At 42.6% G+C, this 13,015-nt stretch carries 14 protein-coding genes; 3 read left to right on the top strand and 11 right to left on the bottom strand.

Annotated features, from left to right (window positions below; all coding sequences use genetic code 11):
• Nucleotide 1: 1 nt before the first annotated feature.
• From pyrH to FHW88_RS21585, 7 genes are all read right to left on the bottom strand, one after another.
• A complete protein-coding gene (pyrH, locus tag FHW88_RS21615) occupies nucleotides 2-706 on the bottom strand; it encodes a UMP kinase (protein ID WP_090529473.1) in 705 nt (234 codons plus the stop codon).
• A 125-nt stretch (nucleotides 707-831) separates the two neighbouring features.
• Nucleotides 832-1,956: an N-acetylglucosamine-6-phosphate deacetylase gene (gene nagA, locus FHW88_RS21610; protein WP_176627881.1), complete on the bottom strand. Its 1,125-nt coding sequence runs from the start codon at nucleotides 1,954-1,956 to the stop codon at nucleotides 832-834.
• A 156-nt stretch (nucleotides 1,957-2,112) separates the two neighbouring features.
• Nucleotides 2,113-2,964 (bottom strand): translation elongation factor Ts, encoded by an 852-nt coding sequence (gene tsf, locus FHW88_RS21605; protein ID WP_091165207.1) that lies wholly within the window; start codon nucleotides 2,962-2,964, stop codon nucleotides 2,113-2,115.
• A gap of 172 nt (nucleotides 2,965-3,136) precedes the next feature.
• Nucleotides 3,137-3,979 carry a 30S ribosomal protein S2 gene (gene rpsB, locus FHW88_RS21600; protein ID WP_090529482.1) on the bottom strand — a complete coding sequence of 281 codons (843 nt, stop codon included), beginning with the start codon at nucleotides 3,977-3,979 and terminating at the stop codon, nucleotides 3,137-3,139.
• An 18-nt stretch (nucleotides 3,980-3,997) separates the two neighbouring features.
• On the bottom strand, nucleotides 3,998-4,384 hold the full coding sequence (gene rpsI, locus FHW88_RS21595) for a 30S ribosomal protein S9 (protein WP_090529485.1): 387 nt from the start codon (nucleotides 4,382-4,384) through the stop codon (nucleotides 3,998-4,000).
• Between the two features lie 25 nt (nucleotides 4,385-4,409).
• Entirely contained in the window at nucleotides 4,410-4,847 is a 438-nt protein-coding gene (rplM, locus tag FHW88_RS21590) for a 50S ribosomal protein L13 (protein ID WP_090529488.1), read from the bottom strand.
• Between the two features lie 535 nt (nucleotides 4,848-5,382).
• The gene (locus FHW88_RS21585) at nucleotides 5,383-6,807 is read right to left on the bottom strand and encodes a S41 family peptidase (protein ID WP_090529491.1); all 1,425 of its coding nucleotides are present in this window, start codon (nucleotides 6,805-6,807) and stop codon (nucleotides 5,383-5,385) included.
• 194 nt (nucleotides 6,808-7,001) lie between these two features.
• Between FHW88_RS21585 and FHW88_RS21580 the strand changes: the two genes are divergently transcribed.
• Both FHW88_RS21580 and FHW88_RS21575 read left to right on the top strand, forming a co-directional pair.
• Nucleotides 7,002-8,258 (top strand): BamA/TamA family outer membrane protein, encoded by a 1,257-nt coding sequence (locus tag FHW88_RS21580; protein WP_139159990.1) that lies wholly within the window; start codon nucleotides 7,002-7,004, stop codon nucleotides 8,256-8,258.
• 86 nt (nucleotides 8,259-8,344) lie between these two features.
• Entirely contained in the window at nucleotides 8,345-9,031 is a 687-nt protein-coding gene (locus FHW88_RS21575; RefSeq protein WP_090529497.1) for a PAS domain-containing protein, read from the top strand.
• 59 nt (nucleotides 9,032-9,090) lie between these two features.
• On the opposite strand, the gene FHW88_RS21570 is transcribed toward FHW88_RS21575, so the two are convergent.
• Both FHW88_RS21570 and FHW88_RS21565 read right to left on the bottom strand, forming a co-directional pair.
• Nucleotides 9,091-9,489, bottom strand: a complete 399-nt coding sequence (locus FHW88_RS21570; RefSeq protein WP_090529500.1) for a hypothetical protein — start codon at nucleotides 9,487-9,489, stop codon at nucleotides 9,091-9,093.
• A gap of 115 nt (nucleotides 9,490-9,604) precedes the next feature.
• Nucleotides 9,605-10,090 (bottom strand): ABC transporter ATPase, encoded by a 486-nt coding sequence (locus FHW88_RS21565; protein ID WP_176627880.1) that lies wholly within the window; start codon nucleotides 10,088-10,090, stop codon nucleotides 9,605-9,607.
• A gap of 45 nt (nucleotides 10,091-10,135) precedes the next feature.
• Between FHW88_RS21565 and FHW88_RS21560 the strand changes: the two genes are divergently transcribed.
• Nucleotides 10,136-10,618 carry a hypothetical protein gene (locus tag FHW88_RS21560; RefSeq protein ID WP_176627879.1) on the top strand — a complete coding sequence of 161 codons (483 nt, stop codon included), beginning with the start codon at nucleotides 10,136-10,138 and terminating at the stop codon, nucleotides 10,616-10,618.
• On the opposite strand, the gene FHW88_RS21555 is transcribed toward FHW88_RS21560, so the two are convergent.
• Complete coding sequence (locus FHW88_RS21555) at nucleotides 10,613-11,410, bottom strand: (Fe-S)-binding protein (protein ID WP_176627878.1); 798 nt, start codon at nucleotides 11,408-11,410, stop codon at nucleotides 10,613-10,615. The two genes, FHW88_RS21560 and FHW88_RS21555, sit on opposite strands and share 6 nt — an antisense overlap.
• A gap of 104 nt (nucleotides 11,411-11,514) precedes the next feature.
• Entirely contained in the window at nucleotides 11,515-12,813 is a 1,299-nt protein-coding gene (locus FHW88_RS21550) for a (Fe-S)-binding protein (protein ID WP_176627877.1), read from the bottom strand.
• Nucleotides 12,814-13,015 lie beyond the last annotated feature (202 nt).

Here is a 13,015-nt window from a genome sequence, read left to right as displayed (position 1 = left end):
ATTACTTTACTAGCGTACCAATATCTTCGCCTTTGGCAATTTTCATAAAGTTACCTTCCTTGTTCATATCAAATACAATGATAGGTAGCTTGTTTTCCTGGCAAAGGGTTATGGCGGTCATATCCATTACATTCAGGCCTTTATCATATACTTCCTGGAAGGTAATCTCGTCGTAACGGGTTGCACTTGGGTCTTTCTCCGGGTCGGCAGTGTAGATGCCGTCAACACGGGTACCTTTTAATACCACATCAGCTTTAATTTCAATGGCGCGTAATGAAGCGGCAGTATCAGTAGTAAAGTAAGGGTTACCAGTACCGGCACCAAAGATCACGATCTTGCCCATTTCCAGGTGGTGCATAGCGCGGCGACGGATATAAGGCTCACAGATCTGTTCCATTTTAATGGCTGATTGCAGACGGGTTTCCACACCAATGCTTTCTAAAGCATTTTGCAGCGCCATACAGTTAATCACTGTTGCAAGCATACCCATATAATCGGCCTGCGCACGTTCCATACCCGATTTTTCAGCACTTAATCCCCTGAAAATATTACCGCCTCCAACAACTACCGCAATCTCGATACCGGCATCATAAACGTTTTTAATGTCATGAGCATACTGCAAAACCTGGTTGTTATCAATACCATATTGCCTTGCGCCCATCAGCGATTCGCCCGAAAGTTTCAGTAATATTCTTTTGTATTTCATTTGGTGTGATTTGCTAATAATAGAAAAAGATGAAACCTGCTTTTGTTTATATCAAGAATTGATAAAGCTCTGTTCATACGGGAGTAGTTCGCCAAAAATAGCGAATAAATTTCAGTGTTAAAATTTTATGTTGTCTTTGTTAAAAAATCACCTTTTAGTATAGTCCCAAGCACTTCAAAATCAGCGTTAAAAATAACAAGGTCGGCATCAAAGCCTTTCTCTATTTTACCCTTTTTTGTTTGCGATGCTAACTCGGCGGGATATAATGAAGCCATATTTACGGCCTCAGCCAGGTCAATACCGGCCAATTTAACGCAATTTTCAACTGCTTTAAGCATGGTAAGGTTTGAACCTGATAAAGTACCGTCGGGCATGGTATACCTGTCGCCCCTTAGTTCATGTTGATAAGCTCCTTCTTTGGTTGAAGTAACGGCATCAGTGATCAGGAAAAGCTTGTCGCCAAGCTCACGTTTGGCGAGGCGGATCATAGCAAAATCAACATGGATACCATCAGCTACGATGCTGGTATATGGCCGCTCTTCAAAAATAGCGGGAATATAACCAGGCTCACGATGGTGCATGGATGGCATAGCATTAAACAGGTGGGTTACTGCCTGCACCGGTTTCTTTAAAAATGATTTGCCTTCGGCATAGGTAGCATTACTATGGCCGGATGATATGATAACACCCTGCTCATATAAATAATCTATCACCTCCTGATCCTGCAGTTCGGGCGCAATGGTGATCATCTTGATAACACCATCAGCTTTTTCAAGCCAGCCTTTAACCTCAGTCAAAGTAGCCTTTTTGATAAACTTTTCGGGGTGAGCGCCCTTTTTTGCAGGGTTTAAATAAGGCCCTTCCAAGTGCAATCCCCAGAAAGCCCCCCTGCTTTTTTGGCTATAGATCTTAGCCGCTTCAATACCAGTTTCCACAATTTCATTGGTATTGGTGCCGATAGTAGCAAACACGCCAATGGTGCCCTGGTTCAGCAGGTCATTCTCCAATTGTTCAAGCGCCTCAACGGTAGGTGTACCGGCAAAAAGCTTACCGCCGCTGCCGTAGATTTGCAGATCGATAAATCCCGGAGCAAGGAAGGCACCGTTGAGGCTTTTCTTTTCAGCATCCGCCGGAATAGCGCTTTCGTCTATAACATCAATGACAGTACCGTTTTCAATTAAAACGGCTTTACCTTCGGTGATGGTGCCGGCTGAAATGAGTTTGAGGTTGTAAAGGGCGAGAACAGGCATGATTCTTCGTTTACGTCATTGCGAGGCACGAAGCAATCGCGAACTCTACAGATTGGCTCTGCATATCGGGGATTGCTTCGTACCTCGCAATGACGGGGTTGATTAAAAACAACAGGGCAAAAAAAATCCCCCGATTTTCATCGGGGGATAATATGATTAAGCTCCTAAAGCTACCCGCTTGAAGGCGGTTACTGTAAGGCCTTTTTCAACCGAGTCAAGGAATTGTGAAATGCTCTTAGACGAATCTTTCACAAACTCCTGGTTTAACAGGGTTGAGTCTTTGTAGAATTTATTCAGTTTACCTGCAGCAATTTTTTCAACCATTGCTTCTGGTTTACCTTCTGCACGGATCTGCTCTTTAGCAATTTCAAGCTCACGCTCAATTACTGAAGCGTCAACGCCATCTTTATCCAAAGCGATAGGATTCATAGCAGCAATTTGCATAGCTACGTCTTTACCGGCTTCTTCTGCACCTGCGCCATCAGCGCTTAAAGCTACCAATACACCTAAACGGAAGTTACCGTGGATGTAAGCAACAACCTTTTCGCCGTTAACAACTTCATATTTAGATACACCGATTTTTTCGCCGATTTTGCCGGTTTTTTCGATGATCGCATCACCGATTTTAACGCGGGCAGTTTCAACGTCGATTTCAAGGGCGTAAAGCTCTTCAATTGAAGCTGGTTTTGCTTCAACAGCTTTGTTAGCAATTTCATTTGCAAAAGCGATGAACTCAGCGTTTTTAGCTACGAAGTCAGTTTCGCAGTTAAGCTCGATGATAACACCGGTTTTAAAATCTTCAGAAGTACGTGCAATAACAACACCTTCGTTTGATTCCCTGTCCTGACGGCTTGCTGCAACTTTAGCACCTTTTTTCCTTAAAAAATCGATAGCTGCTTCAAAATCACCGTTAGTTTCGGTTAATGCTTTTTTGCAATCCATCATACCGGCACCGGTTTGCTGGCGCAGTTTGTTTACGTCGGCTGCAGAAATTTGTACTGTAGACATGTTTTTTTGAGTTTTAAGATTTTTTATATCGGGTTACAAGTTACCGCTATGGTATTATGCTACTGTAACCTGCAACTATTTTTAATATTAAAAATCCTCCCTGATGCTTTTAACGGAATCAGGGAGGCTTTAAATATTTGTTCCTTGTTCCCCCTTCAGGGGGTTAGGGGGCTTATTCTTCTGTTTCAGCAGCCGGAGCTTCAGCTTCGCCTTCAGCAGCTACTTCAGCAACTTTACGGGTTCTTTTACCGCCTTCGTTAACTTCAGGAGCATCAGCTTTAGCTTTTGCAGCTACTGCTTCTTTTTCAGCTTCGTCTTCTTTCTCGCGTTTGCGCTCATCTAAACCTTCTTCGATAGCTTTGATGATGATGCTGGTGATCAAAGAGATTGATTTTGTAGCGTCGTCATTCGCAGGGATCGGGAAGTCGATGTTTGAAGGGTCAGAGTTGGTATCAACCATAGCAAATGTAGGGATGTTCAACTTTAATGCTTCTGAAACCGCGATATGCTCTTTCTTAACGTCGATCAGGAATAAAGCAGCCGGTAAACGGTTCAGATCAGAGATACCACCTAAAAGGGTTTCTAATTTGATACGCTCACGCTGAATCATCAGACGCTCTTTTTTAGAAAGGTTGCTGTAAGTACCGTCTTTAGTCAATTTATCGATGTTTGACATCTTTTTGATTGACTTACGTACAGTAGCAAAGTTAGTTAACATACCACCTAACCAACGCTCGGTGATGTATGGCATGTTTACACTTTTTGCATAATCAGCAACGATATCTTTCGCTTGTTTCTTTGTAGCTACGAATAATACCTTACGGCCTGATTTTACAATTTGTTTTATAGCTGCAGCAGCTTCTTCAACCTTAGTTAAGGTTTTATTTAAATCGATAATGTGGATACCGTTACGCTCCATGAAAATGTACTGTGACATTTTCGGATCCCATTTGCGGGTAAGGTGACCAAAGTGTACACCAGCGTCCAGTAAATCCTGATAAGTTGTTCTTGCCATTTTGTTGTCCTCCTTTGATTAACGTTTACTGAATTGGAATCTCTTACGTGCTTTCCTGCGACCTGGTTTTTTACGCTCAACCATACGGTCATCGCGGGTCATTAAGCCTTTAGCACGTAATGCCGGTTTCTTTTCAGCATCAAGTTCAACAATAGCTTTAGCGATAGCTAAACGAACGGCTTCTGCCTGTCCTTTTACACCACCACCTGCAACGTTTGCTTTAACATCGTATTTTCCGGTGCTACCAGAAACCTCAGTGCTCTGAGTTACGATATATTGCAATGGCAAAGTAGGGAAATACTCTTTGTAATCTTTACCGTTAACGATGATCGCACCATTTCCTTCTGTAAGGTAGATGCGGGCAACGGCTGTTTTTCTTCTGCCTGAAGTGTTAGTTGTTGGCATTTTTTTTCTCCTTAAAAATTAAAAATTAAATGGCTGTTGGGTTTTGCGCTGCATGAGGATGCTCAGCACCTGCATATACATGCAAATTGCCGAATAATGCTTTACCCAAACGATTTTTAGGTAACATACCACGTACCGCTTTCTCGATGATGCGGGTTGGATGTTTCGCCAATAACTCCTTAGGAGAAATAAAACGCTGACCACCTGGATATCCAGTGTAACGAACATAAACTTTGTCGCTTAGTTTGTTGCCGGTCAGTTTTACCTTGTCTGCGTTGATAACGATCACATTATCACCACAGTCTACGTTTGGGGTGAAATCAGGCTTGGTTTTACCACGGATGATCATTGCGATCTTCGTAGACAAGCGCCCCAAAATCTCGCCTTCGGCGTCAACAACAACCCATTGTTTGTTAACGGTTTTTTTGTTGGCTGAGACAGTTTTGTAACTTAACGTATTCACTTGCTTTAAATTAAATTGTTTAAACGTTTATTATACCCCGTATTTTCGGGACTGCAAAGATAGGGTTAATTATCTTATTAGCAAATAGATTTTAAGGAAAAGATTGCGACTGGACTGATGGAGTGTCTGAACCGGAATTTAAGGGGGGGGGCGAAGATTGTCAGGATTTTATTTTGTCTGAACCCGAACTTGTTGAATTTTCGGAATAGTCAAAATTTTAGGAATTCGAAAAAATTCAATAATTCGTTTAATTCGAGTTCAGACAACTACCAGAATCCGATAAACCCGGTTCAGAAAAAATCTGTGTAATCAAAAATCAATCGGTGTAATCCCAATAAAAAAATCCGACATCCAACATCCGAAATCTCAAATCAAAATAATGGTGTTGCCTGCGGCCCGGGCTATACGTTCATACGCCTGCAGGCATTACGCGCATGGCCGGTATCCACTTCTATCCCTAACACAGAAAACACATCCGGAATGCTATATGAGTATGATGCTTTACCTTCTTAAATCTACTAAATCAGTTCTCCAATTACTTAGCTAAAGCAAAATCCAATACCTCATCAGCATGTGTTAGCGGGTTATCCTTTACCATAAAGTCTGGCATTACCGGGTGTTGATCATTAGTATTACCATTGGCCCTGATAAATTGCTTGGTTGAAGTAGTAAACGTAAACCCGGTGTTAGGCAGTTTCAAAAAAATCAGTTCACCATAATCATTGGCCGGTTCGCCTGATGGTTCACCGACCAATGTAGCCAGCTTATAATCCTGAATGGTATTGGCCAGCATGTTGGCACTTGAAAACGTATGCGGGCCAATCAGCACCAAAACGTTCCCTTTGAATAACAAATCATTAAATGTTGACCGGGCAGGTTTATCACCGCTATTTGATATAGTAGTACCATTAATGGCATTAAAATAATAAGCCATCGTTTGTGGCCCTTCTCCTTTTAACTTTTCATTAAGCTGATCTTTGTACTCCTGGCTTACTTTCCACTTTACACCTCCTGCCATCCGGAAAGGCTTATCGGTAATATAGCCTAATAACATTTCGGCTAATGCCGAATTACCTCCCCCATTTTTTCGCAAATCGATGATCAGCACCTTGGCTTGTTTGTTTTTAATGGAAGTAAAGCACGAATCTAAAAACCGTTTAAATACAGCCGGTTCAGCTGTAAGTGTATTCAATGCCAAATAGGCTTTATCCGTATTCAAAAAATCAAATTGATGATCTGCAATTGGTTTAATCTTAGGCAGGTCTTTCGCTCTTGCAGCAATATTGCTTCTGAAATCTGCCCATGAAACCGGGTTTACTACTGCACTATCTACCTGGTTGTTGCGCAGGTAACGGATATGCCATGGCCCGTTTACTCCATACAGATGCAAATACACGATGAGGTTACGACAGATATCAAGAGCTTTATATTGCGGCAGACCGCCCGCATAACCACCCAGCTTACCCATCAATTTCTCTGTAGCAATTCCATTGATGCTGATGATGGCATCGCCCGGCTTTAGTTTATCTTCCAAGGAAGCATCAAGCCTCACAATAAACCCTGTACCGTTAAACTCTCTTATCAGTACCGGAAATAAAAGATTTCCCCCAGCCTTCAATTCGTCAACTAACGATTCGGGATAGTTAAACACACTATGCCCTTCATTCAATGCGCCTATCAGCCCTGCCATAATTGGCCACGCCTCTTTCGCTGTCATACCATCGTGCAGGCTGGCAAGCACCCTATCAGTGAGCCGCGAATAGGAAGCCTTACTTATGCTGTGATACATATCAGGATGCACGTCGGCAACCGTGGCAACCAGGTATTTTACATCTTCGGCTAACTGATGTTTTGAGTAGTGTTTTTCTGTAGCAAGAGTATCCTGTTTTTTTGCAGATAAGCCAACAACAGGCAACACCATTATTAGTAATAAGAGTAAAGGCAGCTTCATATCAAACATGATGCACAAAATAGCAAATTGGTTGCAAGCAGCTTCTTAATTGCTTGTAATTAGTTATTGGTCAGACGGCCGGCACTTATGGAATTTTTATTTTGTAATAAGTTTTTTACATTCAGATGATATAAATATATTAGCAGGAACACTAATTAATTCCTGAATAATTGGCTCCCGCTGCTTACCGGCTCACCTTAACCTTGATTGTACTTTTAAGTACCTGCAAGTTGTTTGCCCAAACCCTGGCCGATCCGGTTGATTCGTTACAAACACAGGTAGACGCCAATGGAATCTTAGCTTCCATATTCAGCGGCAAAAGCAGCAAACCTGCCGCAGCTACCGAACAGCTACGAAATCGTACCTATTGGTCGGTATTACCATCGGCAGCTTACAACCCAAGCGTGGGTTTTGCCGTTGGGGTTATCTCATCAGGAGGAAAATACTTTGGTGATCCTTCAACTACAACACTTTCGGTAATTAATGCCGGCTTTTACCTGTCAACAAGCGGGCTCTCTACTTTTGAGTTTAAACAAAACGCTTTTTCGGCTCAAAACAAGTGGAACCTGCAGGGCACTGTACAAATAGGGAAAACCGTTGCCATGGACAACGGCCTCGGCACCGGCAGGCGCAGTTTTGGTGAAGGCAGCTTTTTCATGAACAATACCCACTTTGAAAACAATCCGGATGCCTTCCCTATCCGTTATGTATACATCAAAGCCAATGAGCGCATCTACCGTAAACTGGCACATCATATATATGTAGGTGCCGGGCTAAGCTTTAATTATTACAGCCATATAGATGATGACCGCAAGGATATCCCCATATCAAAAACTCATAACTACCGCTATAGTATCCGTAACGGCTTTCCTGTTAACTCGTACCAGGCTAATGGCTTGTTGTTCAATTTCCAGTTCAATAACCGCGACCAGCCTAACCGCCCGTTCAGGGGTATTTATGCCGATATAGTTTTTCGGAGCAACCAAACCTGGCTGGGAAGCAACCGCAATGCCATGCAGGTAAAGTTTGAGTTCAGGAAGTACTGGAGCCTGTCATCAACTCACCCCGAACATGTTTTTGCGTTGTGGCACTGGTCAAACTATTTATTAAGCGGGGCACTGCCCTACCTTGAACTGCCCGGCACCGGCAGCGATGCTTATGGCCGCATTGGCAGAGCATTTATTATAGGTAGGTTTAAAGGCATGTCGTTTGTATACAATGAGGCCGAATACCGCTTTCCGCTAACAAGCAATAAGTTGCTCAGCGGTGTTGCCTTTGTCAATGCCGAAACGGCTAACAACCAGCAACGCATAAAACTATTCAGGTATTGGGAGCCCGGTGGCGGAGTGGGCTTGCGACTGTTGTTTAATAAATACACGCGCTCTAATCTATGTATTGATTATGCCAGGGGAACTTATGGTTCAAGTGGGTTCTTTTTGGGACTTAACGAGGTATTTTAACTATAAGCAGGCTACGATGATGGTTATACCGTTATAATTGGTGTCATTTTTGTGCTGAAATTGCCTGAACAAGCAATCTACCATAAATGCGCACTCCGTTAACCTCACAACTACTCGGCGACCTGATTGAAAAAGGCTACGAATATGTATTGGTAAAGATCAACCTGAACCAACAGCAAGATGAGGCTGTCGACATAACACTTGTACCAATAAAAGAAAAACCGGAATTAAATAAATTACCAACAGGCTTTGAAACTTTTTACCGCATCACCCGCGAGCCCATGCAACTGGTTTGTGGTGTCGACAATACCAGTATTTTCATCGAATATCAAACCTTTGGTGACACTATAACCAGCCAGGACCTTTTCGACGACACTTATTTTAGGATGAGCGAGGAATTTTTCAGGCAGGTGTTGGACAGCCTGGAAGATTACGCGGTGATCACTACAGATAAAAATGGTGACGTTAACAGCTGGAATACCGGTGCCCAAAAAGTGCTTGGCTACACCGAACAGGAAGTATTAGGCCTAAGCGCCCGGATTTTTTTTACTCCCGAAGATATTGCCGAAGGTAAACCTGAAGCCGAATTAAAAAAAGCGCTGAGCCGGGGCAGAGCTATCGATGAGCGTTATCATGTACGCAAGGACGGCACACGCTTTTGGGGCAGCGGGCTGGTTTTCCCGCTGTTTGATGAACAGCACAATCATCGTGGTTTCACTAAAATCATGCGTAATCAACGGGAAGAACAGCGATCAAAAGAGCTTGGCATATAAAACAAAAGAGGTGCTCAAATGAACACCTCTTTTGTTTTATATCTTTTCGGGAAAAAGGATTAAGCATTATAGCTTACACCGTGATCTTCTTCTACCTGTGGGTTAATGAATGGTGAACCTTTGGTAAAGCAACCTACAATTAAAAGGTAAGCACCAAAAATCAATTGCGGAGCTACCAATTTATCAGAAAAAGCATAAACCCATGGTGAACAAAATAAAAATGATCCCATAATTACATCACCAACATTATGCATAACCATCGGAAATTGCTTAATAAAGCCCATTTCGTTTTTAGCGAAGATAGCCATGATCAACTGTAACCAACCAATGATCAAAGGCAGGAACAAAGCAGCACCGCCAACATGAAGTGTATCAAACGTCCATAATGATGAAATCATTAACAGGGCTACAACGTAGTTTAAAAATCCGTAAGTTTTTGTTGAGATGAAGCCTTTCATTTTTAGCTTATTTATAAAGTATCAGTAAAATGATTTATATCTAAATTTTGTGCCAAAGGTAAACATTTGCACGGCTTAAGCACAGTAAATTTAAAAAAATTGAATTGCGTGGCAATCAATTAGCTACGAGGTCACGAAACAGCTGAATATGCCAGCTATCTTTAAACGGCACCTCCCATTTAGTTTCAAGCTCGGTTAAATTTTGCACCAGGTTGTTGTAAACAACCGTTTCCTTATTGATGCTACCATCTTTCAGCTTAGCCTCAAAATCATGGCGTGGCAGTGAGAGCACTTCCTCTCCTTCGCGATAAGCCAAATTGAACCTGTCGAAAAGATTGATGCCTAAATGTTGCTGTACCTGCTGCATAAAATGAACCGATTTATCGATAGAGCACCCGCTGGCACCTGCCTGGCTTTCATCAACAATCAATATAAAAAAACGGTTATACCTCACCTCGCCTTTGGCTTTCAGCTGGTTGTTGTGTGCTGTCCAGTTGGTGGTGAACCTGTCCAGCTCGGGCTGTATCTGCTGCACTTCCAGATCGGTTAATTTCCTGTCCGACTGATAGATCCAAACTCTTGACTGTGGAGAAAATTTCATTTCCAAAAATATCAATTTATTAACTTCGGGTTACATTTTGTTGTCATGAAAATATCAATTCTGCCATCAATTGGAAAAACTGCGCTCATTACATCAATTTTAGCCTTTATTGCGCTAAATTACGGTTTTAAAGCCGAAATGAGCGAACAGGAATGGTTAAACTGGAGCAATAAATGCCTCACCAACTCATTCAACCCTGCACCCGATATTAACCTTAAAAAGTGGGAGCTTAACCTTACTAACGATTATTTTTTACGTTTAAGGAAAACTTATCAACAGGGCAAGCAGGAATATTTTTCTTTCAACTTGCACCGTTTAACCAATGTTGATTATGTGGGCAGCGACACCACAGGTACAGTAAAATTCAATACCCAAACCGATGATATCATTGTACAAACCTATGAGGATCCCAATGGCAATATCGACTCAATGGCCACTACATTTGATTTACCGGTACATAACATGAGCTCCACCAAATTTGACAGTCTGAAGAGCGCGTTGCATTATTTCAGGACAAAAGGTTTATAAACCATTAGCCCTAACCGTGATCTCGGCAATATCCAGCACCTTTATCTCCTGTTCCTTATCCTGATTTTTTACGCCATCAGTAAGCATTGTCATACAAAACGGACAGGCGGCGGCTACCACCTGTGCTTTGACTTCTATAACATCGGCAATCCGCTCTATATTGATATCCTTTTTGCCTGGTTCAGGTTCCTTAAACATTTGCGCGCCGCCCGCACCACAGCACAGCCCGTTTGATTTGCAGCGTTTCATTTCCACCAATTCGGTATCCAGTATTTCAAGTGCCGCACGTGGCGCTTCGTAAACATCATTTCCCCGGCCCAAATAACAGGGGTCATGATAAGTGATCCTTTTCCCCTTAAAACTTTCGCCACCTTCGGCTTTCAGCTTACCGGCATCAATTAACTGTTGAATAAGTTGCGTGTGATGGATCACCTCATAATTGCCGCCCAGGCCGGGATACTCATTTTTTATGGTATTAAAACAATGCGGGCAACCGGTAACTATTTTTTTGATGTTATAACCATCCAGCACCTGGATATTCATCATGGCCTGCATCTGGAACAGGAATTCATTTCCCGCACGCTTGGCAGGGTCGCCGGTGCAATTTTCTTCTGTACCTAACACTGCGTAGCTAATACCCACATGCTGCAATATCTTACAGATATCGCGGGTAATTTTCCGGGCACGCTCATCAAAGCTACCGGCACATCCTACCCAAAACAAAATTTCAGGCTCCTTACTCTGTGCAGCCATTTCGGCCATGGTAGGGATGGCCAATGGTTCATTGTTCATAGCTCATGGTTTTATTTATGGTCGATAGTCCATGGACCATTGTTAATTATTTTTATTTCCCTTCACAGCCATGATCTATAAACCATTAACTATGATCTGTAAAACTATTCCTCCGCCCAGTTAAATCTGTCGGCCTGGCTGTACTTCCATGGGGCGCCGTTGTTTTCTACGTTACCGAACATATTATTTAAACTTGCCGGGGCCTGCGATTCTTCCATTACAATATAACGGCGCATTTCTGTTATGATCTCCAGCGGATTGATGTTCACCGGGCAAGCTTCCACACAGGCATTGCAACTGGTACAAGCCCAGAGCTCTTCGCGGGTAATGTAATTGTCAAGCAATGATTTATCATCCTGATGGTCTTTACCGTGCTTATCAATGTTATTGCCGACTTCCGTAATCCGGTCGCGGGTATCCATCATGATCTTGCGCGGCGACAGCAGTTTGCCGGTAATGTTAGCCGGGCAAACCGAGGTGCACCTGCCGCATTCGGTGCAGGTATATGCCTCCATCAGGTTTTTCCAGGTAAGGTCGGTTACATCCTTTGCACCAAAACGGGCGGGATCGCCATTATTTTCGGGAACGAATGATGGATCAAGCATGGCTTTGACCTCATTAGTAACCGATGCCATATTGGTAAATTTCCCTTTAGGGTTCAAGTTTGAATAGTACGTATTGGGGAAAGCCAACAGGATATGAAAATGCTTTGAATATGGCAGGTAATTTAAGAAACACAAGATTCCAACAATATGAAACCACCAGCAAACACGCTCGGTAATTACCAATGCCGAAGCGCTACCAGGCAGTAACGGCGCCAGCAATGAACTCACCGGAAAGCTTCCGGCTGTAACGTAATGACCAAAATGCAGTAATTGTAATTTATAATCGGCCGCATTCATGGTCAGGAAAGCGGTCATGAGCAAGATCTCAGTAATAAGGATGTAATTAGCGTCAGATTTTGGCCAGGAGGTCATTTCTGTACCGGTAAACCTTTTAAGATGTACAACATTGCGCCTGCACAGGAAAACGATACATGCCGTAAGTACCAGTACTGCAAGCATCTCGAAACCGCCTATTAAAAAACCATACAAACCACCAAGAGGATGTGAAAAGATGCGGTGCGAGCCAAAGATCCCATCAATCATGATCTCCAGCACTTCAAGATTGATGATAATAAAACCAATATAAATAAAAAAGTGCATTACCGCCGCTACGGGGCGTTTAACCATTTTTGTTTGCCCAAGGGCAATTTTGGCCATTACTTTCCAGCGCAGGGCCGGCTGGTCGTTACGCTCCGTGTCTTTACCCAGCAAAATATTGCGCCTGATTTTAGACACGTTCTTGCCAAAGAAGTAAACGGCAACCGCCAGGATGATAATAAATATAAGCTGAGCAATCATTATGCGTGCATAGTATTTTTCTCAAAGTTAAATGAATTGTTTAAAGCTCAAAATGTTTTGGGATTGAAAAAATATTTGAAAATTAATTAGCTGATTACCTGCACAATTATTTAAAACCAGCGGACGAACAGAAACTTTTTTCAAAAAAAAGTTTTCAAACATAAAAAAAAGGCTACATTTGCACTCCCCAAACACGGGAACG

This window comes from Mucilaginibacter sp. SG538B, assembly GCF_013376065.1.
Taxonomy (GTDB): domain Bacteria; phylum Bacteroidota; class Bacteroidia; order Sphingobacteriales; family Sphingobacteriaceae; genus Mucilaginibacter; species Mucilaginibacter rubeus.
This window is presented reverse-complemented; position numbering and strand designations above follow the sequence as displayed.

What these genes read in the sequence shown, in the direction of transcription:
- pyrH (WP_090529473.1), bottom strand. Translation starts at nt 706, where the DNA reads ATGAAATACAAAAGAATATTACTGAAACTTTCGGGCGAATCGCTGATG.
- nagA (WP_176627881.1), bottom strand. Translation starts at nt 1,956, where the DNA reads ATGCCTGTTCTCGCCCTTTACAACCTCAAACTCATTTCAGCCGGCACC.
- tsf (WP_091165207.1), bottom strand. Translation starts at nt 2,964, where the DNA reads ATGTCTACAGTACAAATTTCTGCAGCCGACGTAAACAAACTGCGCCAG.
- rpsB (WP_090529482.1), bottom strand. Translation starts at nt 3,979, where the DNA reads ATGGCAAGAACAACTTATCAGGATTTACTGGACGCTGGTGTACACTTT.
- rpsI (WP_090529485.1), bottom strand. Translation starts at nt 4,384, where the DNA reads ATGCCAACAACTAACACTTCAGGCAGAAGAAAAACAGCCGTTGCCCGC.
- FHW88_RS21585 (WP_090529491.1), bottom strand. Translation starts at nt 6,807, where the DNA reads ATGTTTGATATGAAGCTGCCTTTACTCTTATTACTAATAATGGTGTTG.
- FHW88_RS21575 (WP_090529497.1), top strand. Translation starts at nt 8,345, where the DNA reads ATGCGCACTCCGTTAACCTCACAACTACTCGGCGACCTGATTGAAAAA.
- FHW88_RS21570 (WP_090529500.1), bottom strand. Translation starts at nt 9,489, where the DNA reads ATGAAAGGCTTCATCTCAACAAAAACTTACGGATTTTTAAACTACGTT.
- FHW88_RS21565 (WP_176627880.1), bottom strand. Translation starts at nt 10,090, where the DNA reads ATGAAATTTTCTCCACAGTCAAGAGTTTGGATCTATCAGTCGGACAGG.
- FHW88_RS21560 (WP_176627879.1), top strand. Translation starts at nt 10,136, where the DNA reads ATGAAAATATCAATTCTGCCATCAATTGGAAAAACTGCGCTCATTACA.
- FHW88_RS21555 (WP_176627878.1), bottom strand. Translation starts at nt 11,410, where the DNA reads ATGAACAATGAACCATTGGCCATCCCTACCATGGCCGAAATGGCTGCA.
- FHW88_RS21550 (WP_176627877.1), bottom strand. Translation starts at nt 12,813, where the DNA reads ATGATTGCTCAGCTTATATTTATTATCATCCTGGCGGTTGCCGTTTAC.